Raw genomic sequence first — 24,031 nt, 5'->3', positions numbered from 1 at the left:
CATGTTTCTTTGGAAACATTTTCTTTCTCTATGAATGTATGAATTTGCAGAGAAAAGAGAGGAATACATACATGTATACAATAGATAAATAGAATGGGACATGTATAGAAAAAAGGAGAAAAATGATGACGTGTCATAAACAAGGGTTACAATTTATTAGCAATAGAAAGAGGAATAAACGATGAAGATGAAGCATGCTTTCGGACCAATTATTTTAGCCTGTGTACTCTTTTTCATTGTATTGCTTATTCCATCTAAGAGTTTAGTGTCACTAATAAGCGATAAAAAGATAGAAGATGCAGCAACTTCCTTACAAAAAGAGAAATTACAAAGTGTTTTCTTGCAACAGAAAATGTTAGAGAATTCGCAGTATTTACCGATGTATGGTTCATCAGAGTTTTTACGAATGGATGCATATCATCCATCTAACTATTTTAAAGTAAATCCAGTAGGTTTTACTCCATTTTTAATAGGGACTGGTGGTACGCAAAGCTTGGCTCATATATTAAATATGACGTCTACAATGGATGAATTAGAAGGTAAAAAGGTAGTCTTTGTTCTTTCACCACAATGGTTTACAAAAACCGGTGTATCACAAGGGGATTTTACAAATAATTTCTCCAAACAACAAGCCTATCACTTTATTTTTAATGACGAAATAAAGCCTGAAATGAAGAAAAAAATCGCGAAACGTTTACTAGATTATAAAGTTGTTCGTAAGGATGCGATATTAAGTAGTTCGCTAGAGAGTATTGTATATAACGATACAAAACATAACATAAAAGCTGGACTAGCTAAACCGCTAGTGTATATGTATCGGAACATTTTAGATCATCGAGATTTATTTAACTCTTTATTTAAGATCGAACCGATGAAAGAGGAAACAAATATGGGATTACGTTCGCTTTCTTGGGAAGATGCACGTAAACATGCGGAACAAGAAGGTAAAGTAGGATCCACAACAAATACATTCGGAATTGAAAATCCATATTATTATAAACATAATTTAAAGAAAAAATTAAAAGGTTTAAAAAACTTTAGAGCAAATGAATCGTATGATGATTCACCAGAATATGATGACTTACAAATTGTTTTAGATCTTTTCAAAGAAAAAAATGTAAAACCACTCTTTATTTCTGTGCCTGTAAACGGACCGTGGTATGATTACGCTGGTTTCCCAAAAGAACGTCGTGATGTGTATTACAATAAGGTTCGCGATCAAGTTGAGAAAGCGGGATACCCAGTAGTCGATTTTTCTAGCCATGAATATGATAAGTATTTCTTAAAAGATACGATTCATTTAGGCTGGAAAGGATGGATCTATTTTGATGAAGCAGTGCAGAAGTTTTACTCTGAAAAATAATGCATAAACAATAGAAACAGGAATGGCAATAAAGCCGTTCCTGTTTTTTAGTATAGAGGATTTTGGTGTGGGCAATTTGGAAAGGCGTGTATATCTTGAATTTGTCTAAAGTCATAATGTTTCATGGCGAACTGGGCTTGGTAAAGGTATTCGTAAACAAATAATTGATTATTTTGAACGCCGCATAAAACGCCGGATGTCCCTTGCCCATTAATGAGAGAAACACCAACAGGGCGTCCGATTAAGTATGGTATTTTTTGCTGCCAATGCATAGGGAATCAATCCTTTTTGAGTTACTATACGTATTTTATGGTGGAATTGTTGCTTATCCATGTAAATCTTAGACTGGAGTGTTTTAATGAAATGTCTAGAAATCATTAATATGAATGAATTATTAGTGTGGAAGAGGAGTGCATTATGGAGAAAGGAAGGATTCTGGAAGAAAAGTTAAATCTAATAGAATGGTGCCAAACATTGAATGGAATATCGGAGGATAAATGGTTTCAACCATTTAAAAAAGGTTCATGGGCAATTGCGGATGTAATTTCACATTTTATTGTTTGGGATGAGTTTTTAATGAAGTATAGAATTTCATATTTTGTAAGCGGGAAATCTGTACATATCGTTCCAACAGATGTTGAGGAAATGAATAAGGGTGCAATAAAATATGCAAGGTCTGGTATTTCAAAAGAAGAATTAATAGATCAATTTAGCTTTACTCGTAAACAATTAGTAGACCAAATTGAGCGAATTCCTGCTCGGGATTTTAATAATGACTATCAATTTGGCACAAAAAAATTGAGGTTAAATAATTATTTTTCATCACTTATCGAGCATGACTTAAAGCATAAAAAAGAAATAATACAATTTCTAATACATGATCAAGCCGATAATAAAACCGCTATAATTCTTAATGAATTTATAGCGGTTTTTATTATAATCTTAAGCAAGATTTTTACGTTTTTTTGTCCACTTTTTTATTACGAAATATAAAATTATAAGTACAACGCCACCGATAGCGAACGATTTCACATACGGTCCAGCAATATCGTTAATATTCTCCCAATTTTCACCTAGTTTCTCACCTAAATAAATGAAAATGATAGACCAAGGGATGATCGCAAGTGCTGTTAATGTAGTGAAACGTAGTAATGGCATTTTTGTAATACCAGCAGGAATTGATATCGCATGACGAACGATAGGAATGAAACGTGCAGTGAAAATTACGCCAGTTCCGTAACGATTAAACCAATCTTCAGCAGCATCCATTTGTTTTTTATGTATGAAAATATACTTACCGTAACGTTCTAATACAGGGCGACCACCATATCGACCAATCCAGTAAACAAAGATTTGGGCAATAACCCCACCAATTGTACCGAATATAACTGCGCCTACAAATGAGATACTACCATTGAATACTAAGTATCCCGCATAAGCAAGGACAATCTCACTTGGAATAATTTCAATCATAAGTCCAAGCATTATGCCCCAATAACCTAATCCCTCAAAAAATGTTAATACTGAATGAATAAAACTACTTAACATTGTTGCACCTTCTAATTTATGAATTTTGAATATAAGCCCCTTTATTTAACAATGTAAAAGGTTCACTATATGTAGATTATACCTTATTTATATAGTGGATTACCATTTCAATTCTTTTATGTCTCTCATAAGTATTATAGTAAAGGATATAAGCCCAGTTTTCATGAAGAGATAATGAAAAGATTATTAAAAATTTCTCATATATTAGTGAGAATAAAGGTGTCTACATAAAACTTTTTTAGTCTCCGAAAAAGTTCATGAAGGGCAATTTCGAATTTCATGTGAGCTTAATAGTACAAAAGATATATTGATATAAAAAAACAGGAGCAAATCTGCTCCTGTTTTTTAAGGTTTCACATCTAAATTTTGTAAAAATAATGTTGCTGTCACATATCGTTTCGCTAGCATTTGTACATAAGCGGTATGTACAGAAAGTGTGGCGATAATAATAGCGTTACGAATTGCTTCGCGTTGTTCGTTATTAATTTGATCGAACTTACTTGCTATTTTATCAGCTTTTTCTTTTACGATATTTTCGATCGTATGAACTGTATCTGTAGCATTTAGTTGTAAGCAATTCCCTTGATTCAGTTCTTCAAATAAAGAAGAATAAGCTACATATAAATGAAGAGGATTAATTAAATCATCACTTCGATCGGCCGGGTCATTTACGATGAGTCGTAATAGTTTGCGAATAGATTCAAAATCAAGCGCTGTTTTTAAATCTTCGACAATGAATAGTAATGCTGCTTGTTCGATTGAGTATTTTTTCCCTTTTTGAGGTGAGCCAATCATTTCTTTTATATCTCGTTTCACCCAGTTTTGCATAGCAGTTACAGAGAAACTCGTGTTTTCAATCTGATTGCCAAGCGCAACTATTTCATTTAAAGAAAAACCGACATCCGTATCGTCAATCTTAATCAATTTTTCAAAAATAGGTGAAAGTGCGGTTGTAATAAAAGCAGTAACGCTTTGTCCGCTTTCAATATCTTTTTTATGTGACTTTGCCCAAGCTTCTTGTAAAATGCCGAGAGGCTTCTTCGTATTCCATCCTCTTAGTGATAGAAGGAGCGTTGCCATTTCGTTTCGTGTGAGATGAAATGTTTCCATCTTTTCACCTCCAAAATTATAAAAAGTTCTTATGAACTTATAATATGTTTTGTTTCATTTAAAGTCAATTCCGTTTTGCTTAATTTTTCCTATGTCATGAAATTGTCGTAAGTAAATAATGCTTGCATATTTCGACAAAAGTTCATATAATAAGTTCATAAGAACCTTTAAAATGGTTTTAAAACAAATCTATCATTCTGAATTTACTAGAAAGATAGATTTCACATATATCTATATAAAAGGAGAATGGATATAATATGTTGAAAAAACTTGTAGCAGTAATGACAGCATTCATGGTTATCTTTGGGGCTAGTAGCTTTATGTTCGTAGATCATGCGGCAGCGAAAAGTTACAAATCTGGTAAAAAATCATATACACCAAGTTCAGGTCAAAAGTCAAAAGTTGATTTAAACAAAAAAGATTCTAATGTGAATTCACAAAAAACGACAACTGATTCAAAAACAAAAGCAACAAACACAGCGCCAAAAAGTAATAAAGGTGGTTTTATGAAAGGCTTATTACTAGGTGGTCTTGGTGGTTTACTAATGGGTAGCTTATTTGCAAATATGGGAGCACTTGGTTCTGTATTAGCGTTTATGGTAAATATGTTAGTAATGGCTGGTATCGTAATGTTAGCAGTTCGTGCATTTAAATACTTCAAAGACCAACGTAAGAAAAAGGCGGATGAAGTAGCATGGAAACAATAAAAATTTCTGAACAAGAACTTATAAATGCGCTTTGCGTATATATCGCCGAAAAAAGACAAGTTGGTCCAGAAGAAGTTTCAGTTGAACTAATGTATGATGATGACTACGGTTTCTCTGCAGAAGTAGAGGTAAATGGTCGCCAGCAAATTTTAATTCAAGCAAACTTAATCGAAGCACTACGCTTGTTGCTTGATCGAGAATACAACGTCAATTCATTTGCAGCAAGATTGCAACTTGAATTAGATGATGAAGAAGGCATTTACGCATTAGCGAAATTTAATAATAATGAACAATAAAACTGTTAGAGCTGTATGCTCTAACAGTTTTTTATTTGGATTAATATTGCTAGTATGTTTCTTCTTTTAGAATAAAATCCAGTATTTCAAGTGTCTTCAATTTAGTATTTGCATCATTTTATCTACCTAATTCAAAGTTGGCTATCCAAATAAAAAATATTTTTGACATAAAACGATTTTTATTTATCTATTCGACGAATTACGACAAATAAATCACAGCTATATTTGATATGATATTTCAGAAATCTTATATTTTATTATTCAAAGCGAGGTAGAAGAATGATGGTTTGAATTTAGCTGAATTTGCTCATAAGGCTTCTGGTAAAAAAATATTTATATCAAGAATATTAGAAAAGTTCGAAAAAGGAGAACGGAACATGGAAATACAAACTTACAAGTATCCTAGACAAAAGATTAATGGGATTTGGCTAATAATTGCTGGAGTAGCAATGTTTTTACTTTTAATAAAACATAACGGCTATCCAAATGTTTGGCCTTTTATTATTGTTTATACATTAGGAATGATATGGCAATTGAACCCTAAAACTAGGAAGAAATTTGCAGTTGGTTCTGGAACATCGGAACAAAAAAGTTGGCTAATTTTTCAATGATGCTTTTGGCTATTTTAGTTTTTCTCATTTTTCATTTTGTCGGCGATGATTATAGAAATTGCTGGCTATTAATTCTTTTAGCTGTAGGTATTCATTTCTTAATGTTTATTCCCGTACATGGAAAAATGATGTTTTTGCTGTCCGTTATTTTAATATTCAATTCATTCATAGGATTAATCATTACCAACGTAAATCTAGATGTATTTTTTGTAATAGATGGTTTAGTGAAAATTTTAGTTGGTGTAATTTTTATTAGGTTAAGTCCTATTGGTTTTTAAAATACAGTTGATTAATACATTAGAAAAGAAGGCGTAGTAATGATGTTTTTTATGTTAGCTATTAGTGTAGGATTAATATTTTTTGTTCATTATATAACGAAACAGATGTTTAAATACGAAGTAAATCACCTAAGTTCAAAAAAACGCTTTTTAATAAATCTTTTGCAATTTGTTAGATTTGCACCAGTAATTGCATTACTTGTAATATACATACTGGTTTTAACAACTTTGCACACGAAAACAGGTATTCGACTATCTCATGCATGGTATGCTGCGCAATTTTGGGCCTATTATACGTTTTTGTATTGTATTTATATGATAACTAGGAAAAAACTGCTTCTTTTTTCAATGGTTATATCCTTAATTATGGCCATTTATTACACTCCGTTGTTCCACTTTGAAAACCAATTTATAGGATTGTATGTAATTGTCGCTGATATTTGCGGAATTTTAATGTTTATAAATTTATGGATTTCGATATCGAAAGTTTTAGTCGGAATAAAAAATAGGTAATACCTTTGGTTCCTGTAATTGACGTAACAGAAATACTAGATGTAGTACGAAAATTATAAAAAAGGCGGTGGAAATGAATCTACCACCTTTTTTATATGCTAGTATTTCACGCTTTCATTTGTTGATTTTCTTCAAATGATTGAAAATCACGCCAAATCTCATTCATCTTTTGTCTACCAACATCAACCATCGGATTAAACTGAATCGCAGCTTGTTGACGCACAGTGTGGACATTTTGAATTGCTTGTTGCAAGTGTTGTTCAACCGAATTGGATGTTTGAATTGCTTGCTTCACGATTGAATATCCAGCGACAGTACCTTGTGCCATTGCGATTTTACCACTTTCAATTCCGGTAATATTTCCAGCTACAAATAAACCTGGAAGAGGGGTTTCCATTTCTTCTGAATGAAGTGGAACATGTCCGCCTAATTCTGGAATGTAATGGAAAGGGCATCCTGCTACAGCGGCAAGCTCAGCAAGCGGATATAAACCTCCGGCTATACAAACGAAGTCAGCCTCATATATCTTTTCTGATCCATTAATAATATTTCCTTTAGAGTCAATGTTAGCAACACGTACACCCTCTACTTGATCTGTACCGATAATTTCAAGTGCAGCTTTACGAAGATGAAGCGGCGTCCCGTTTATTTTCATGCCGCTATTTGGATAAAATGTTAATCCAGCTTTTCGAATCCAATCATATTTCATAAAACGGCTACCTATACGTAGGAAGGGAGATGGGGCGAGGTGAGCCGCATTTAAGAGTGAGTTTAAAACTTCTTCTGGTTCACCGGCCTTTTGGCTTAATTCGCTTTTTTCAGGGAGTACAATATGATCCACTGTGATGCCAGCTAATTGCAATTCGTTTAAAATGGCGAATGACAAAATATTAGCACCGATAATGATTCCTTTTTTACCAACTTGAACGCGGTGAACATTTGTCATAACTTGAGCTGCGCCAATTGACATAACCCCTGGAAGTGTCCAGCCAGGAAGGGGAATAGAATACTCAGCAGCCCCGGTAGCAATTAGTACGAACGGTGCTTCTAACGTACCGATATTTGTATGCACGAACCAACAACTCTCATCTTTATCTAAATTATAGACGGAAACACCGCACCGAATATCGACTGAAAGAGATTTTGCTTCTTCGTGAAGACGTTTTGATTCTTCTATTCCGTTCCACCATTCCCCAGTAGGCTCTTGATGCAACTGTCCTAACAATCTCCCGCCCGGCTTCATAAATTCATCAATAACAAGTACGTTAAGTCCAAAACGTGCACAAGAGATGGAAGCTGATAATCCTGCTGGTCCTGCACCAATAATAATTACATCGATCATCGCTTTTTCACCATCGCTCTCACGATATTTGGATGCTGTTTTCCGCTGTCAACAACCATATCGTTTTCAACTACAGTTAAGCAAGCTCGTACGTTCGTTTGATTGTTTACAGTCACGCGGCATTCAGAACAATGCCCGATATTACAATAAATACCTCGCGGCGTCCCACTATCTTCATGGACCCTTAACGTTCTTATTCCATTTGCAAGTAGAGCGGCCGCTATCGTTTCATGTCCATATGCTTCATATTGTTGACCATTAAATTGAAAATTGATACGCTGACTACTATTTAAACTACCTAAAATAGGGTGATGTGTAATTCTACTCATTGATTGTCACCTACCGCTCCAAAAGTAACTGCACGCACTGGCGGTTGATATTTTAATGGAATTTCATTTTGGGATATGTTAGGATTCGCATTTTCTACCATTCGTTCTATCGTCATTCTACATGTTCTACCGCCGCAAAAACCCATACCAGCACGTGTTCTTAGTTTTAGCTCACGAGCTGAGCAATTATATTCAGCAATTGTCGATTGAAGTTGTCCGTATGTAACTTCTTCACAACGACAAACAATTAAGTTCTCTTTATTCGTCATATGTATTCCTCCTCTAGTTCGGTTTGCACAAATTATTATGCAAAAACTATGCCAATATAGAGGAGGAGAGGGATTATTGTAACCCCAGTCTTTTTAAACGGTTATATAAAGTGGCCCTCGTTACGCCAAGTTGTTTCGCACATTCTAATTTATTACCATCTAAAATGCGTAAAGCTCTTTCAATTATCTTTTTCTCATGCTCATCCATCTCTTCTTGTAAAGAAAGAATCGTGTTATTGTTGCTGAGTAATAGGGAATGAGATGTTTCGTTCTCTAAAGTATCATTTGTATGAAACGGTAAATATTCTTGTTTTATAATGCCGTCTGTCGCAAATACGACGAGTCTTTCAACTACGTTGCGGAGCTCGCGAATATTACCAGGCCAATTGTAATGAAGCAGTTCATGCATAATGCTTGAAGGTAAGTCGCGAATAGGTCTGTTATAGTTTATTGAAAAATCGTTTAAGAAGGTATAGGTTAATTCGATAATATCCTCTCGTCTTTCGCGTAGTGGCGGAATATGCAAACTAACTACATTTAAGCGATAGTATAAATCTTCTCGGAAAGTTCCTTTTCTCATTTCTTCTTGTAAATCACGATTTGTAGCAGCGATAATGCGGAAATCAATATTTATTTCTTTTTCTCCACCAACTCGGTAATACTTTCGTTCTTGCAGTACACGCAAAAGTTTCACTTGCATATCGAGAGGCATTTCTCCAATCTCATCAAGGAATAAAGTACCGCCTTGCGCGAGCTCTATTTTCCCTTTCTTCCCTTTACTATTTGCACCAGAAAACGCCCCGCGCTCGTAACCAAATAATTCACTTTCAAATAATGCTTCAGGAATTGCACCGCAGTTAATTGAAATGAAAGGGGCATTTGCTGTCTCACTTGCTTCATGAATTGCTTTCGCAAACACTTCTTTTCCAACTCCGCTTTCGCCGAGTATTAAAACAGTTGACTTCACTGAACAAACCTTTCTAGCTAATTGAATCGTTCGTTGTATAACAGGGCTTTTTCCATTCATCGCAAGGAAAGGATCGGATGTATCTTTATATTTTGCTACTTCTTGTTCTAATCGGTGCACTTCATGCGACATATTAAATAGTTTTTCATTCAAAGCGACTTGATTTGTAACATCAGTTTCAGAAACGACTGCTCCTATAATTTCATCGTTACAATAAACTGGATTTGAATTAATTAATACGAACAAATCCGGACGAGGCTGATGGAACTGAGCGATTATGCTTTTTCCGTCATGTAATGATTGTAAAATTTCTAAATCTTTATAATCAAAAAACCGTGTAATGGGTTGTCCGATAATTTCGTTATGTTTGACTGAAAAGATTTTTTCAGCGCCATCTGTCCACGTACGAACGCATTCTTTCTCATCAATGACGGTAACAGAAGAATCAGTCGTTTGAATGACAGTGTTATAAAAAGCTAGCAGATCATTGTAAGAATTATAAAGAAATGGAATCATTTGTTGAGCAGTTACACAGCATATAGGCTCTAGATTTCCGTTCACAATTACGACCGCAGAATGGTTAGAAAAAGCTTCGATTAACGTAGTGAAAGAGTCTTCTTCATAAATAACTGCGCAACTACATTCTTCAGTAGATGAAGGAAGGTAATAAAAATTTTTACCTACTTGTTTCATGTGCTGAATGGTACTTGTATGATCAATTGACAAAATTTTTATAAACTCTTTTATTGTTGGAAATGAAAATGTCATAGTGCCCTCCTGTTATGTATAAAAATTTAGACAGTGATAAAGAAATAATACACCTATTTACGATAAATTTAAAATATTTTTACAAATAAATTTATTTTATATAAATATTTATGTGTGTAGAGTTGGCACACCAATTGCATAAATAGAAAGTGAGAGATTTAGGAGAAAGGGGGGGTGCTATGTGAGACACTGTGACGTTTTAATAATAGGCGGTGGTATTATAGGATGTTCTATCGCTTATTACACATCAAAATACGGAAGAGACGTAACAATCATTGAAAAAGGGGAATTTGTCAGTGGAACGTCTTCACGGTGTGACGGGAACATTTTGGCGATTGATAAAGACCCAGGGTTTGATAGTCAAATGTCGTTAGTAAGTCAAAATTTAGTAACTGAATTAAGTGAAGAATTGGAGCACTCATTTGAATATAGGGCGCCAGGAAGTATTCTCGTTTGTGAATCAGACGAAGAGATGGAGGCAGCACAGCAATGGGTTGACAGGCAAAAAGAAGTAGGCTTACCGTTTCGAATGCTAGATAGGCAAGATATAAGAGCGGAATCACCATTTTTTGCGGATGATTTATTGGGTGGTTTAGAATGTGCAACTGATTCGACTGTAAATCCATATCTTCTTGCTTTTTCACTTCTTACAGAATCGAAGAAATTTGGCACGAAAGCTTTTAATCATACAGAAGTGAAAGAAATAAAAATAGATATAGACGGTTCCTTTATTGTAGAAACAACAAATGGAACGTTTACTGCGAAGCAAGTTGTGAACGCAGCCGGTGTGTGGGCTCCTAAAATCGGACAGATGTTAGATGTGAATATCCCAATTGAACCGAGAAAGGGACATATTATTGTAGCTTCAAGGCAACAACACGTTGGCTGCCGTAAAGTAATGGAATTTGGTTATTTAATTTCTAAATTTGGTGGAAAACGAAAAGTGGATGCTTTAACTGAAAAGTATGGGGTGGCACTTGTATTTGAACCGACAGAAAGCCAAAATTTTTTAATTGGTAGTAGTAGAGAGTTTGTAGGTTTTCATACGAAGATAAATAACGAGGTTATTAAATGTATTGCGAATAGAGCAATTCGTTTTTATCCGAAAATGGCAGATATGATGGTGATTCGTTCATATGCTGGATTACGCCCGTGGACAGAAGATCATTTGCCGATAATTTCACGAGTGGAACATATTCCGAATTATTTTATTGCAGCAGGACATGAAGGTGATGGAATTAGTCTTGCAGCAGTTACCGGGAAAGTGATTGAAGAGTTATTAAATGAAAAAGAAACAATCATTCCTATTGAACCACTTCGTTTGAGTCGTTTTACAGAAAGGGTGTTAAACGGATGAGGTCACAAAGAGTCTTTACGACAATTGATACACATACAGGCGGAAATCCAACGAGGACATTAATTAGCGGACTTCCTAAGTTAATTGGAGAGACGATGGCAGAGAAGATGTTACATATGAAAAAGGAGTATGACTGGATTCGTAAATTGTTAATGAATGAGCCACGTGGTCATGATGTAATGTCAGGAGCACTATTAACAGATCCGTGTCATCCGGAAGCTGATATAGGCGTTATATACATAGAGACAGGTGGATATTTACCGATGTGTGGTCACGATACAATCGGTGTATGTACAGCTTTAGTTGAATCAGGTTTAATTCCCGTAATTGAACCGGTTACTTCTTTAAAGCTAGATACACCAGCTGGCTTAGTTGAAGTAGATATTACTGTTCAAGATGGAAAAGCGAAAGAAGTCTCCTTCTGTAACATACCAGCTTTTTTACTAAAAAATATTTCTGTACACGTCGAAGAAATTGGAACTGTAGAGGCGGATATTGCGTATGGAGGGAATTTTTATGCCATTATCGATGCGAAGTCAGTAGGTTTAGAGCTAGTACCAGAAAACGCATCTACAATCATTGATAAGGCGATTCATATTAGAAATACAATTAATGAGAAGTTTGAAATCATTCATCCGGAGTATTCGTTTATAAGAGGATTAACACATGTAGAATTTTATACAGATCCTACTCATGAAAGTGCGCATGTGAAAAATACAGTTGTTGTTCCGCCAGGAGGAATTGATCGATCTCCATGTGGCACAGGAACATCAGCGAAGTTAGCTGTATTATACGCTCATAAAAAAATTGATATCGATGAAGAATTTGTTCATGAGAGTATTGTAGGTTCTTTATTTAAAGGGTGTGTTATGAATACAACATATGTAGAAAATATTGAAGCTGTAGTAACGAAAATTACGGGATCAGCTTGGCTTATGGGTATGCATAGATTTTTTTACAATGAAAAGGATCCGCTTAAAGAAGGCTTTTTGCTAATTCCGCCGATGGAACATGAAACGGAGGATGTAAAATGAACATTCAAAAAATGTATACAGCAGTAGACGTACACGTAAATGGCGAGGCATTTCGTGTAATGAAAGACGTACCATGTAAATACTACTACAGTTTGGAGCAATTAAACGAACAATTTTCAGGTGAATTAGCAGAAGAAATGAAGCTTTTATTAAATGAACCACGTGGTTTTATCGGTTTAAATGGATGTATTGTCGTTCCTTCTATTCATAATGAAGTGGATGCAGCTGTATTGTTTTTTAATCATGAAGGATCTATTCCTCTTCATTACGGAGGTATTGTCGCAGTAATAACGATGTTACTAGAAAGCGGGTATTTAAAAAAGAGAGTGTCTAATCAATACAAAATCGAAACGCTATCTGGAATATTTTCAGTGGATGCATATGTAGAGAATGATGAAGTTGTATCTGTTTCGTTTGAAAGCAAACTATGTTATATGATTGAGAAAAATTTAAAGGTTGGTAATATAAGTTACTCTCTCATACAGGCAGATAAAGTATATGCAGTTGTAGAAAAGGATACGTATTCGCCAGAAATCAGTATTGAAAACATCTCTAAATTAAAAAAATGGGGTGAAGCTACACTTCAATCTATACAAAAACAGTCATTAATAAAAAGACTTATTTTAGTAGATTCTATGCAAAAAGAAAAGAACCATATAAAGTCGATTACATTTCATGAAGATAACTTTATAGTACGTTCGCCGGGTTTTGTTTCTACTATTGTGTCTTATGTTCATACATTATTTAAAAATGATTATATAGCGGATAAACCTTTTAGAAATGAAAGTATTTTTAATAGCTTTATAACAGTAGAAAAAGTGAAGAAAGAAGAACTCGGATACATTTTTCGATTTGAAAGTAGAGGGTTTATTACAGGTATGCAAACATTTATATTAGATCCTACTGATCCGTTTCCAACAGGTTTCTTATTAAAATAATATGTTAAAGGGAGAGATAAAGATGCAAAAAATTAAAGGGGCATTTCCAGTATTAATAACACCGATGGATGAATTTCAAGAGATTGATTGGAAAGGCGTAAAACAAAACGTAAACTACTTTATTGAGCAAAAGGTAGCTGGAATTATTATTAATGGAAGTACGGGGGAATTTGTTAGTTTATCAAAAGAAGAACGATTTAACATGGTAGAAACAGTATTAAAAGAAGTTGATGGCCGTATTCCAGTTATTGTTGGAACTGCTGCGGAGACGACGAAAGAAACGATTGAATATACGAAACATGCAGAAGCGCACGGAGCAGATTGTGCATTAATTATAAACTCGTATTATTGTAAACCGAAAGAAGAGGAAATCTATTTTCATTTTAAAGAAATCTCAAACGCTGTAAATATACCAATTATGCTATACAATAATCCATTTACTTCTGGTGTTGATATGAGTACAGAGCTAATGCTCCGTATTGGAAAAGAATGTGAAAATGTTACACATATTAAAGAATCTAGCGGAGATATTCGTAAAGCAAGAGATTTAGTACGACAAGGAGAAGGTGCTTTTCAAGTATTCTGTGGATCTGAAGATTTAGTTATGGAATCTTATTTAGTAGGTGCAACGGGATGGGTTTCAGTAGCAGGAAATATCGTACCGGGACTTGTTACGAAAATGTATGAGCATTTCCAAAATGGTGAATTAGAAAAAGCGTGGGAAATGAACGATGCTATTTTACCTCTTTGCGAGTTTCTTGAAGGATCAGGAAAATATGTACAAATCGTTAAACGTTCAATGGAATTACACGGGCAAGCGGGGGGACCTTCTCGTTATCCAAGACTCGGATTAACTGAAGAAGAAGATCAAAAACTTCAAACGATTATTTCAAAAATTGCAGCTCATGCAGCTGTTTAAATAAGGAGGAGATCATATATGTTAACGACAAACATTGAGCTGAGACCAAAAGTGAAAGCGTTTTTAAATGAACAAATTAAAATGTTTATTAATGGTGAATTTGTTCCTTCCATTAGCGGGAAGACATTTGAGACATACAATCCAGCAACAGAAGATGTTCTGGCTGTCGTATGTGAAGCGCAAGAAGAGGATATTGATGTCGCAGTAAAAGCAGCAAGATCTGCATTTGAATCAGGACCTTGGGCAGAAATGACTACCGCTGAAAGAGCGCACCTTATTTATAAATTAGCAGACTTAATTGAAGAGCATGGAGAAGAATTAGCGCAGTTAGAAGCTTTAGATAATGGGAAACCCTATCAAGTAGCACTGGATGATGATATTGCAGCGACTGTAGAAAATTATCGTTATTATGCGGGATGGGCTACGAAAATTATCGGGCAAACGATTCCGATTTCAAAAGATTATTTAAATTACACACGCCATGAACCTGTTGGCGTTGTAGGGCAAATTATTCCTTGGAATTTTCCGCTCGTTATGTCTTCTTGGAAAATGGGAGCTGCACTAGCAACAGGTTGTACAATCGTATTAAAACCAGCAGAGCAAACACCGTTATCTTTACTATATACAGCGAAGCTTTTTAAAGAAGCTGGTTTTCCAAACGGTGTTGTAAACTTTGTACCAGGTTTCGGCCCTAAAGCAGGATCGGCAATTGTAAATCATCATGATATTGATAAAGTAGCTTTCACAGGTTCAACAGTTACAGGGAAATATATTATGCGTCAATCTGCAGAAACAATTAAACATGTAACGTTAGAACTTGGTGGTAAGTCACCAAACATCATTTTAGAAGATGCTGACTTAGAAGAAGCGATTAACGGTGCGTTCCAAGGTATTATGTATAATCATGGTCAAAATTGTAGTGCAGGCTCTCGCGTGTTTGTCCACCGAAAACATTATGAAACAGTCGTAAATGAACTTGTAAAAATGGCGAATGACGTGAAGCTAGGGGCAGGTATGGAGGCGGAAACTGAAATGGGACCGCTCGTATCTAAAAAACAACAAGAGCGTGTGCTAAATTACATTGAACAAGGAAGAGCTGAAGGTGCTACTGTTGCAGCTGGCGGTGAACGTGCATTTGAAAAAGGTTATTTTGTACAGCCAACAGTATTCACAAATGTTACAGACGATATGACAATTGTTAAGGAAGAAATTTTCGGACCAGTTGTCGTTGTACTCCCGTTCGATTCGACAGAAGAAGTAATTGAAAGAGCAAATCGCTCGTCTTACGGACTTGCTGCGGGTGTATGGACACAAAATATTAAAACAGGGCATCAAGTTGCCAATAAATTAAAAGCAGGAACAGTGTGGATTAATGATTATAACTTAGAAAATGCTGCTGCACCATTTGGTGGATATAAGCAATCTGGTATCGGACGTGAATTAGGTTCATACGCCCTTGATAACTATACAGAAGTGAAAAGTGTTTGGGTAAATATTAAGTAATACTCTATTCAGTCGGGAGTCTTTTCATCCCGGCTGAATAGTAGTTGAACGAATCGGGTATTTACGGGTAGGTGATTTTCCACCTTACTTCCTTTGTGTTCAACGCATGAGGTGGGAATCATACTACCCACAAATAGCGAGATAAAAAAATGATGAAATATAGTAAGAGATGCGGACAACTGGTAGGTAGGATAAAGGTTGTCCGTTTTCTTATATATAAAATTGCTTTTTCAAAAGAATTATAAGGGGGATTTGGATGGAGCAGTTAGTAGAATGGTTAGTAGGGCAAGTTTGGAGTATTGGCTTAGTTGTTTTCGCATTAGGAGCAGGAGTGTATTTCACAATTGCAACTCGTTTTTTACAAATTTGCTATTTTAAGGAGATGATTAAACTATTATTTGAAGGGAAGAGCTCGGAGACTGGGATATCATCCTTTCAAGCATTTTGTTTGGCGTTATCAGGTAGGGTTGGAATTGGTAATATCGCAGGAGTAGCGACAGCTATCGCTTTCGGCGGACCTGGAGCTGTATTTTGGATGTGGGTGATGGCATTATTAGGAGCAGCTAGTGCATTTGTTGAATCAACATTAGCACAAGTATATAAAAGTAAAGTAGGCAATGAATACCGTGGTGGTACGCCATATTTCATTGAGAAAGGCTTGAAAATGAAATGGTTTGCGGTCATTGTAGCGGTAGTTGTAACACTATCATATGGCGTTTTATTACCAGGTATTCAATCGAGTAGTATCGCAGTTGGATTTGAAAATTCTAATGGTATTAGCAAATATATAACTGGTATATTGTTAGTCGTATTATTAGCAGCTATCATTTTTGGTGGCGTAAAGAGAATTGCGGGCGTTTCTCAAATGCTAGTTCCATTTATGGCAATTGGTTATGTAATTGTTACATGTATCGTATTAATTGCGAATGTAACGGAAATTCCAAGTATGTTTGCATTAATTTTCTCTAGTGCATTTGGTGTAAATGAAATGTTTGGCGGAATCGTCGGTGCAGCAATTGCATGGGGGGTAAAACGTGCTGTATTTTCAAATGTCGCTGGTGTCGGGGAAGCGACATATAGCTCCGCTGCTGCTGAAGTATCCCATCCTGCAAAACAAGGGTTAGTTCAAGCGTTTTCTGTATATATCGATACAATTGTTGTATGTACAGCGACAGCTCTTATGATTTTAATAACAGGTATGTATAATGTAATACCTGAAGGGAAAAGCGCTATTGTAAAGAATATAGGGAATGTAGATGCAGGTCCAATCTATACACAACAAGCAGTTGAAACTGTTATGACAGGATTTGGTCCAATATTTATTTCAATCGCAATCTTCTTTTTTGCATTTACAACTTTACTCGCGTACTACTATATCGCTGAAACGACGCTTACTTATTTAGATCGTGACCTCAAATATAGCTGGTTAAAACCAGTTTTGAAAATTGGGTTTTTAATTATGGTTTACATCGGTAGCGTAGAATCAGCGTCGCTATTATGGAACCTTGGAGATTTAGGAATCGGTAGTATGGCATGGTTAAACTTAATCGCGATTCTATTATTAAGTAAAACGGCATTAAAAGTGTTAAAAGACTATGAAACGCAGAAAAAAGAAGGGAAAGATCCAGTGTTTGATCCTAAAAATGTGGGAATTGAAGGTTTAACATTTTGGGAAGAAAGAAGTAAAGAGGTTGAAAGGAAAAATTCTAAAGAAAAAGTGTCAGTAGATAATGGGCTGAAACTGTAGATGTACAAATTTAAAAGTAAAATAAACTGAAAATTCATTCTATTTTTTAAAGTAAATATTTGTATATGTCCTTCATTTTATCTCATACTAAAGTAAGTGTGAATAAAATGAATGGAGGATATACGATGGAAAATCAACAATATGGCTCTATAAATGATGTATTACTTGATTATAAAGAAGGTATAGGGAATTTTACGCAACAAATCCCCGAAATTGCAGAAACATATAACGCTTTTACACAAGCATGTTTTCAGGAGGGTACATTAACTAAAAGAGAAAAGCAGCTCATTGCATTAGGGATTAGTTTAGCAACACAAGACGAATATTGTACGATTTATCATACGAAGGGCTGTATTGACCAAGGATGTTCTGATAAAGAAATTTTAGAAGCTTGTGGTGTTTCAGCCGCGTTTGCTGGGGGAGCTGCAATGAGTCAGGCAGTAACCTTAGTACAAGAATGTCTGGTGGAATTGAAACATCAAAGTCATTAAACAAGAAAAAGCCCTCCTTAAAATATTCTTTTAAGGGGGACTTTCTAGTTTAGTCTAATTTTTTTGAAAGAGTTTCAATTGTTTCATATAGTCGATAGCTTTTGTTTTATTACTCTGTTTAGAAACATAGTGTGCCTCGTTTAAATCTCTATAAAAACTATTAAATATTTCTTCAGAAAGTATGCCGTCAGAGATAGCTTTTTTTATTGCACAGTGTGGTTCATTTGTATGCGAACAATTAGAAAATTTACATTTCCGAGATATACCCGCAATATCTTCATATCCAAAATCAAAGTTACCTTTATGTTCTATCAAGTCAAATCCCATTTTACTAATAATTATTCCCTCCGATTTTGAAAGAGTTTTTTAGAATCATACATACAAATTCTATCGTTTTTAAGTTGTGTTTATTTTAATATTCTATATTTTTATAAATCGATGTCTCTATATTAGGGAGAAGTGTGTATATGCTCTTACCAATTAAAGATTCTAATTCTTTCTTAATTGCATAGAATCCCTTCCAATGTAAAGAAGTATGAGAGGTTGTGCCATGACGTAAACCAACTGAAATCAATCTTTTTTCAAGAGTAGTAAAGCCTTCCGCATCAGCAAGTGCGTCACAAAGGCTAATCACCTTATTGTATAAGTCGTAGTCACTGTTTTCATTCAATATTTCAATTAATCGGCTTTCCATATAATCAGGAACAATGCTCCACTCTGCCGCGATATCTAAATGCTCATTTTTGCAAGGAAATGAATGCGTCACACATATAATGGCGTTTCCTGTATACCCTAAATCATTCATATACATATAACCATCATAGGAATGAATAACAGATTTAGTAAAACCTTTATATCTTCCTATATCATGCAGGAGGGCAGCATTATACGCTATGTCAGCATCCAAGTCGTACCCATTATTAATAAGTTCTACAACTATCTTTTCAGTTGCAAGGGCAACATTACGTGAATGTTCGAACCACGGACCTGGGTTTTGTTCATATGCCCAATCCAGCAATTCTCTTGCATATTTCCTATCTAATATATATTTCATATAGTTATCCTTTCTCTAAAAAATCGTATTTTAAATAATTTCATCTTAGTATTTCATTATTCCTGCTTTAAAAATTGTTACAATGAAACAAAAGGGGGATTAGTAATGCAAGATTTAGTAATTGAAGAGATTAAGCAACTAGAAAATGATATTGAAGAGCTTTCTGAACTGTTGAAAACTGTAGTAGATGATGGAGCGTCGATTGGTTTTTTACCTCCACTAGAAGAAAAAGAAGCAGCGAAGTATTGGCAAACTGTATTAGCGCCAGAAGTGATAGTGTATGTTGCTAAAATAAACAATGAAGTGGCGGGTAGTGTTCAATTACATTTAGTTACAAAGCCTAACGGGATCCATAGAGCCGAAATTTGCAAGTTAATGACTCATCCAAACTTTAGACGTAACGGCATTGGACGTTCACTTATGCAAAAAGCAGAGGAACGAGCAAAGCAAGAAAACAGGTCTCTTTTAGTGTTAGATACTAGAGAAGGAGATCCCTCGAATAGATTGTACAAGTCGTTAGACTATCAAGAATCCGGTAAAATACCAGGGTATGCAATTTCTCCGAATGGTGAGTTAGATGCAACAGTAATTTATTATAAAATGATTTAGTTTTTTATTTGAAAAGGGAGATAATTTCAAACGACATATTTGTTATTATGTCTGTGTGTTGATTTACAAAAAGATTAATAATTCAAAATAAAGTTTGATGAAATCCTGTATAATAGTTTTTTCTTTTGACCCTTTAACTTCATCTGGAATGTTTAATTTAAAGGGCTAGTCTGTAGAGAATTTTAACAGTTTTTTAGATTTTGATTTTGAAGTCTTTTGGTGAATATTAAATGTTAATCTAAAAGATGGAGGTTGCTGTCATGTTGAAACTGTTTCAATATAATTGGCAAGTTCGTGATGAGTGGTTTACATTGTGCGAAGACATGCCGGATGAAGAACTATTAAAGAAACGGGTCGGTGGGTTCGGCAGTATACTACATACCCTATTTCACATTGTAGATGTGGAATATATGTGGATCTTAGGTTTGCGAGGTGAGCCAGTTCCTGAGGAGCCATTGTTTGAAGAGTATGCCAGCTTGCAAAGAGTAAAAAATCTCTCAGCTCAATATCACGAGAAAGTGAAGCCATTTGTGACATCTTGGACAAATGAAATGGATTCTCGGAAACTTTCAGAAACTGATTTCAATGAAGAACCGATTAGCTCTAGAGACGCCCCAATCAGGCGCCGAGTCATTGAATGTACACACGGAGAGATAATACGTCATGTCATTGTCCATGAAATCCACCATATCGGCCAGTTATCTATATGGGCACGTGAAATAGGAAAGGAGCCAGTTTCCGCAAATCTGAGAGGGAGAGGGCTATTTGATAACTAGACTACCTTTGCCAATTTCGTAATTTATTTATAAACGAATGGTTTAATTGAGTATATTTAAAGCATGTTTAGATCAATCTTTTTCAAAACACACTTTTTCTTTGTATTATTTTATCTAGGTTTATAGAGTTAATGTAATCAAACTTTTTTCGAAGCTACACTGTGATATATAATTGTAAGTAATTATTAACTACTTTAACGCCGTTTGTATTTTCAGACGGTGTTATAAGTATTTAACAGTAAAACGACAAAATAAATAATAGATTTGATAACTGGTAATTAAAATGCGTGAAGAATTGATATTTTTGTAGCTAGAAGAATTTGAGAAAGTTTTTAGAGGGTTCTTTTAGTAATGCCCTTCCACTTATAATGGTTGTAGAGAAGATGACTAGGCAACTATAGTTATTTTCGTTTCATTTTTGGGAAGGGGATGAAAGAATGAAAAAGACAAGTTTACAAAAGATGAAAAAGATTATGTTAAGTGGTGGGATATTACTTACGGGATTATTAACATTTGGATTTTCAGAAAAGGCTTCAGCTCATGGGTATGTAGAATCACCAGCGAGCCGATCTTTTTTATGTAAGCAAGGGGTAAATGTAAATTGCGGTCCAGTTCAATATGAACCACAAAGTGTAGAAGGAATAGGCGGCTTTCCGCAATTAGGACCTTCTGATGGACAAATTGCAGGTGCTGGTCATTTTCCTGCTTTAGACGCTCAATCAGTGGATAGGTGGAAGAAAGTTACGTTAAACGGCGGGACGAATACATTCAAGTGGAAATTAACGGCTCCTCATAGTACGAAAGAATGGAAATACTACATTACAAAGAAGGATTGGAATCCAAATATGCCTTTAACAAGGTCTAGTTTAGATTTAGTGCCGTTCTATGTGAAAAATGATGGCGGAGTTAGACCGGGGACAACAGTAACGCATGAAGCAAATGTACCAACTAATCGTAGTGGCTACCATCTTATTTTAGCTGTTTGGGAGATTGCGGACACTGGAAATGCGTTTTATCAAGTTATTGATGTGAACCTTGTGAATAATGGTTTAAATTCCAATTTTGCGTTTAACAATGTAGTGCAAGTTCCTACACTATTTTAAATTAAATATACATTTTGATCATCTAATTCATTTTAGATGATCTTTTTTATGAAAAATATAGAAGAAAGTACAATTATTTATAAAAAATTCGGCTTTAAATATTGTCATATTTGCTTCTTTAAGATATCCTTTTCATGAAGAGGTGGAAAACATGGAAAAAGTACTAGTTTTCGGGCATAAAAACCCAGATACAGATGCAATTTGTTCTGCGATTGCTTATGCAGAATTGAAAAAAGAATTAGGAATGAATGCTGAGCCTGTACGTTTAGGCGAAATCAGTGGTGAAACTCAATTTGCGTTAGACTCTTTTAAAGTAGAAGGACCGCGTTTTGTTGAGACAGTAGCAAACGAAGTGGACAACGTTATTTTAGTTGACCATAACGAGCGTCAACAAAGTGCTAACGATATCGAATCTGTTCGTGTGTTAGAAGTTATTGACCATCACCGTATTGCTAACTTTGAAACAAGCGATCCTATTTACTACCGTTGTGAGCCAGTTGGATGTACAGCTACAATCTTAAACAAAATGTACAAAGAAAATGGCGTTACAATTCGTAAAGAAGTTGCTGGTTTAATGTTATCTGCAATCATTTCAGATTCTTTACTATTCAAATCTCCAACTTGCACAGAACAAGACGTAGCAGCAGCTCGTGAATTAGCGGAAATCGCTGGTGTAGATGCAGATAGCTACGGCTTAGAAATGTTAAAAGCTGGTGCTGATTTAAGCGGAAAAACAATGGAGCAATTAATCTCTCTTGACGCTAAAGAATTCCAAATGGGTAACGCGAAAGTTGAAATCGCACAAGTAAACGCTGTTGATACAAACGACGTTCTTGTACACCAAGCAGAACTTGAAAAAGTTATCACTACAGTAGTAGAAGAAAAAGGTTTGGACCTATTCTTATTCGTTGTAACTGACATCTTAACTAACGATTCTGTTGGTCTTGCGATTGGTAAAGCAACAAACGTTGTTGAGAAAGCTTACAACGTAACATTACAAAACAACACAGCTACTTTAAAAGGTGTTGTATCTCGTAAAAAACAAATCGTACCAGTATTAACAGAAACATTCCAAGCTTAATATTATTGAGTATGGATAAAAGAAAGGACAAGTAGTCATATTGGCTACTTGTCCTTTTTATTATAAAATTACAGAAGAGCCTATTGGATGGAAATAAAAAAGGATAGCAATAGCTATCCTTCTTATCATTTATTCATAAGATCGTTTCTTATTTATATAAAATGTGATAATAGCAGCAATAATGAAAATAGGTATTGCGTACGCTTGCCCAACAAAGAATTTCCAACCTACAGTATTATAGCCCTCAGATGCTGGAATGATAATTGCGATGATACAAACAATAATATAAGCTAATAATGCTGGGATTATATTTTTCATAATTGTTCACCTCCTTTTAATACCAATGTTATGACTATATTTATATAATACATGATAAGTTTGTATTTGGAAAATTATGTACAAGATATATATTTTTGTAATTATGTAAATGAAATGGTTATTTGAAAATAGGGTAGATGATATATATAAAGAATGATATAGGGGGGATTTGTATAATGGACAATATATTAAATAGAATGAAGCAAGATATAAATATGGAGTTATTGTATAAGCTATGGCCTGATTTTAAGAGGGCTGCTTTTGCATTGTATAATGATGAGTATGTGTATGTATTTCATCATCCATTATTTATGACAGAGGATGATGATGGGTATACCGTTTTAAATTGGAATGAACAATTTAAAGGAGATACATTCATCATATTCAAAGATTATCCAACTGCCATCGTCAATATGAATAGGTATAGAGATTATGAAAGTTTATTTGCGATTGTAGTGCATGAACTTTTTCATTGTTATCAATATTTGAATGGTGAAAGTAGATTTCCAAATGAATCCCTAGGATTTCAATATCCTATATTAGAAGAAAATATTGAATTACGAAATAAAGAGCGAATTTGTTTATATGATGCTGTTCATTGTAAGTCACAAGCTGAGAAGAATAACTATATTAAGCAATTTATTGAACTAAGAGAGCAAAGGGTTAATTTTATGAAAGAAGAGTTTGTAACATACGAGTGTATGGTTGAAAGTATAGAAGGGCCTGCTTGGTATGTTGAAATGAATGCTTACAATACAGTATGTAATAATGATGAAAGTGAAACATTACGAAAATATAGTAGATTAATTTTAGATGCATATGAAGCTAATTGTAACATAAGAAAGAGTTGCTATAGCTCAGGAATGTTTTTATGTTTATTATTAGATGAAATCCTTCCTGAGTGGAAAACGAGCTTCTTTAATAGTGGTAAATCGCTATATGCTTTTTTAAAACAAAATATAAATGTGGATTTGGATTTAAACAATGAAATTACAATAAG

Annotated in this window: 26 protein-coding genes and 2 pseudogenes; 18 read left to right on the top strand and 10 right to left on the bottom strand. The window is 34.8% G+C overall.

What is annotated here, in order from left to right; genetic code table 11:
• The first annotated feature begins 181 nt into the window (after positions 1–181).
• Complete coding sequence (gene dltD, locus JFU54_RS29215; RefSeq protein WP_201067711.1) at positions 182–1,363, top strand: D-alanyl-lipoteichoic acid biosynthesis protein DltD; 1,182 nt, start codon at positions 182–184, stop codon at positions 1,361–1,363.
• 47 nt (positions 1,364–1,410) lie between these two features.
• Here the strand turns inward: dltD and JFU54_RS29210 are convergent, their stop codons facing one another.
• Entirely contained in the window at positions 1,411–1,635 is a 225-nt protein-coding gene (locus JFU54_RS29210) for a hypothetical protein (protein ID WP_201067709.1), read from the bottom strand.
• A 145-nt stretch (positions 1,636–1,780) separates the two neighbouring features.
• On the opposite strand from JFU54_RS29210, the pseudogene JFU54_RS29205 reads away from it, so the two are divergent.
• Positions 1,781–2,260: pseudogene (locus JFU54_RS29205) on the top strand (DinB family protein); the annotation flags it as partial.
• 45 nt (positions 2,261–2,305) lie between these two features.
• Here JFU54_RS29205 and uptA read toward each other — a convergent pair.
• Entirely contained in the window at positions 2,306–2,911 is a 606-nt protein-coding gene (gene uptA / locus JFU54_RS29200) for an undecaprenyl phosphate transporter UptA (protein ID WP_201067705.1), read from the bottom strand.
• Between the two features lie 345 nt (positions 2,912–3,256).
• Positions 3,257–4,021, bottom strand: coding sequence for a DUF1836 domain-containing protein (locus JFU54_RS29195; RefSeq protein WP_002085036.1), 765 nt, complete (start codon positions 4,019–4,021; stop codon positions 3,257–3,259).
• Between the two features lie 257 nt (positions 4,022–4,278).
• On the opposite strand from JFU54_RS29195, the gene JFU54_RS29190 reads away from it, so the two are divergent.
• The 4 genes and pseudogenes from JFU54_RS29190 to JFU54_RS29995 all read left to right on the top strand — a co-directional run bounded on the left by JFU54_RS29190 (position 4,279) and on the right by JFU54_RS29995 (position 6,426).
• Positions 4,279–4,728 (top strand): hypothetical protein, encoded by a 450-nt coding sequence (locus tag JFU54_RS29190; protein WP_002032604.1) that lies wholly within the window; start codon positions 4,279–4,281, stop codon positions 4,726–4,728.
• The gene (locus JFU54_RS29185) at positions 4,716–5,024 is read left to right on the top strand and encodes a YxcD family protein (protein ID WP_000447767.1); all 309 of its coding nucleotides are present in this window, start codon (positions 4,716–4,718) and stop codon (positions 5,022–5,024) included. The genes JFU54_RS29190 and JFU54_RS29185 overlap by 13 nt, the downstream gene beginning before the upstream one ends.
• 377 nt (positions 5,025–5,401) lie before the next feature.
• Positions 5,402–5,913: pseudogene (locus tag JFU54_RS29180) on the top strand (DUF6609 family protein).
• A gap of 39 nt (positions 5,914–5,952) precedes the next feature.
• Positions 5,953–6,426 (top strand): hypothetical protein, encoded by a 474-nt coding sequence (locus tag JFU54_RS29995; protein WP_002012970.1) that lies wholly within the window; start codon positions 5,953–5,955, stop codon positions 6,424–6,426.
• A gap of 106 nt (positions 6,427–6,532) precedes the next feature.
• Here JFU54_RS29995 and JFU54_RS29175 read toward each other — a convergent pair whose 3' ends face one another.
• The 4 genes from JFU54_RS29175 to JFU54_RS29160 form a co-directional block, all read right to left on the bottom strand.
• Positions 6,533–7,768, bottom strand: coding sequence for an NAD(P)/FAD-dependent oxidoreductase (locus tag JFU54_RS29175; protein ID WP_201067703.1), 1,236 nt, complete (start codon positions 7,766–7,768; stop codon positions 6,533–6,535).
• Entirely contained in the window at positions 7,765–8,097 is a 333-nt protein-coding gene (locus JFU54_RS29170) for a (2Fe-2S)-binding protein (RefSeq protein ID WP_002165621.1), read from the bottom strand. The genes JFU54_RS29175 and JFU54_RS29170 overlap by 4 nt, the downstream gene beginning before the upstream one ends.
• On the bottom strand, positions 8,094–8,366 hold the full coding sequence (locus tag JFU54_RS29165; protein ID WP_002012972.1) for a (2Fe-2S)-binding protein: 273 nt from the start codon (positions 8,364–8,366) through the stop codon (positions 8,094–8,096). The genes JFU54_RS29170 and JFU54_RS29165 overlap by 4 nt, the downstream gene beginning before the upstream one ends.
• A gap of 73 nt (positions 8,367–8,439) precedes the next feature.
• The gene (locus JFU54_RS29160; RefSeq protein WP_201067701.1) at positions 8,440–10,101 is read right to left on the bottom strand and encodes a sigma-54 interaction domain-containing protein; all 1,662 of its coding nucleotides are present in this window, start codon (positions 10,099–10,101) and stop codon (positions 8,440–8,442) included.
• A 181-nt stretch (positions 10,102–10,282) separates the two neighbouring features.
• Here JFU54_RS29160 and JFU54_RS29155 point away from each other — a divergent pair, with 181 nt between their 5' ends.
• The 7 genes from JFU54_RS29155 to JFU54_RS29125 all read left to right on the top strand — a co-directional run bounded on the left by JFU54_RS29155 (position 10,283) and on the right by JFU54_RS29125 (position 18,090).
• Positions 10,283–11,458 (top strand): NAD(P)/FAD-dependent oxidoreductase, encoded by a 1,176-nt coding sequence (locus JFU54_RS29155; protein ID WP_201067693.1) that lies wholly within the window; start codon positions 10,283–10,285, stop codon positions 11,456–11,458.
• Complete coding sequence (locus tag JFU54_RS29150; RefSeq protein ID WP_201067691.1) at positions 11,455–12,492, top strand: proline racemase family protein; 1,038 nt, start codon at positions 11,455–11,457, stop codon at positions 12,490–12,492. The genes JFU54_RS29155 and JFU54_RS29150 overlap by 4 nt, the downstream gene beginning before the upstream one ends.
• Entirely contained in the window at positions 12,489–13,430 is a 942-nt protein-coding gene (locus JFU54_RS29145; RefSeq protein WP_201067681.1) for a proline racemase family protein, read from the top strand. Before JFU54_RS29150 ends, JFU54_RS29145 begins: the two co-directional genes overlap by 4 nt.
• Positions 13,431–13,452: 22 nt before the next feature.
• Entirely contained in the window at positions 13,453–14,349 is an 897-nt protein-coding gene (gene dapA, locus JFU54_RS29140; protein ID WP_033729262.1) for a 4-hydroxy-tetrahydrodipicolinate synthase, read from the top strand.
• Positions 14,350–14,367: 18 nt separating this feature from the next.
• The gene (locus JFU54_RS29135) at positions 14,368–15,852 is read left to right on the top strand and encodes an aldehyde dehydrogenase family protein (RefSeq protein ID WP_201067672.1); all 1,485 of its coding nucleotides are present in this window, start codon (positions 14,368–14,370) and stop codon (positions 15,850–15,852) included.
• Positions 15,853–16,108: 256 nt separating this feature from the next.
• Entirely contained in the window at positions 16,109–17,599 is a 1,491-nt protein-coding gene (locus JFU54_RS29130; protein ID WP_201067670.1) for an alanine/glycine:cation symporter family protein, read from the top strand.
• A gap of 125 nt (positions 17,600–17,724) precedes the next feature.
• Complete coding sequence (locus JFU54_RS29125) at positions 17,725–18,090, top strand: carboxymuconolactone decarboxylase family protein (protein ID WP_002085063.1); 366 nt, start codon at positions 17,725–17,727, stop codon at positions 18,088–18,090.
• Between the two features lie 54 nt (positions 18,091–18,144).
• On the opposite strand, the gene JFU54_RS29120 is transcribed toward JFU54_RS29125, so the two are convergent.
• Both JFU54_RS29120 and JFU54_RS29115 read right to left on the bottom strand, forming a co-directional pair.
• On the bottom strand, positions 18,145–18,417 hold the full coding sequence (locus JFU54_RS29120) for a P-loop NTPase family protein (RefSeq protein WP_201039173.1): 273 nt from the start codon (positions 18,415–18,417) through the stop codon (positions 18,145–18,147).
• A gap of 85 nt (positions 18,418–18,502) precedes the next feature.
• Positions 18,503–19,144 carry an HD domain-containing protein gene (locus tag JFU54_RS29115; RefSeq protein WP_201039174.1) on the bottom strand — a complete coding sequence of 214 codons (642 nt, stop codon included), beginning with the start codon at positions 19,142–19,144 and terminating at the stop codon, positions 18,503–18,505.
• A 105-nt stretch (positions 19,145–19,249) separates the two neighbouring features.
• On the opposite strand from JFU54_RS29115, the gene JFU54_RS29110 reads away from it, so the two are divergent.
• The 4 genes from JFU54_RS29110 (at position 19,250) to ppaC (ending at position 22,713) form a co-directional block, all read left to right on the top strand.
• Positions 19,250–19,753, top strand: a complete 504-nt coding sequence (locus tag JFU54_RS29110; RefSeq protein WP_002127754.1) for a GNAT family N-acetyltransferase — start codon at positions 19,250–19,252, stop codon at positions 19,751–19,753.
• Positions 19,754–20,013: 260 nt separating this feature from the next.
• Positions 20,014–20,529: a DinB family protein gene (locus JFU54_RS29105; RefSeq protein ID WP_201067668.1), complete on the top strand. Its 516-nt coding sequence runs from the start codon at positions 20,014–20,016 to the stop codon at positions 20,527–20,529.
• Positions 20,530–20,966: 437 nt separating this feature from the next.
• The gene (locus tag JFU54_RS29100) at positions 20,967–21,632 is read left to right on the top strand and encodes a lytic polysaccharide monooxygenase (RefSeq protein ID WP_201067660.1); all 666 of its coding nucleotides are present in this window, start codon (positions 20,967–20,969) and stop codon (positions 21,630–21,632) included.
• A gap of 151 nt (positions 21,633–21,783) precedes the next feature.
• Complete coding sequence (gene ppaC, locus JFU54_RS29095; RefSeq protein WP_002032629.1) at positions 21,784–22,713, top strand: manganese-dependent inorganic pyrophosphatase; 930 nt, start codon at positions 21,784–21,786, stop codon at positions 22,711–22,713.
• A gap of 129 nt (positions 22,714–22,842) precedes the next feature.
• Here the strand turns inward: ppaC and JFU54_RS29090 are convergent, their stop codons facing one another.
• Positions 22,843–23,031, bottom strand: a complete 189-nt coding sequence (locus tag JFU54_RS29090; RefSeq protein ID WP_061690278.1) for a DUF4017 family protein — start codon at positions 23,029–23,031, stop codon at positions 22,843–22,845.
• A gap of 176 nt (positions 23,032–23,207) precedes the next feature.
• Between JFU54_RS29090 and JFU54_RS29085 the strand changes: the two genes are divergently transcribed.
• On the top strand, positions 23,208–24,031 hold an 824-nt coding region (locus tag JFU54_RS29085; protein WP_201067641.1), incomplete at its 3' end, for a peptide ABC transporter permease.

The sequence above is a fragment of the Bacillus sp. TH19 genome, assembly GCF_016651075.1.
GTDB classification, from domain to species: Bacteria; Bacillota; Bacilli; order Bacillales; family Bacillaceae_G; genus Bacillus_A; species Bacillus_A mycoides.
The sequence above is the reverse complement of the archived record's forward strand: the minus strand, read 5'-3'. Positions and strand labels throughout refer to the sequence as shown.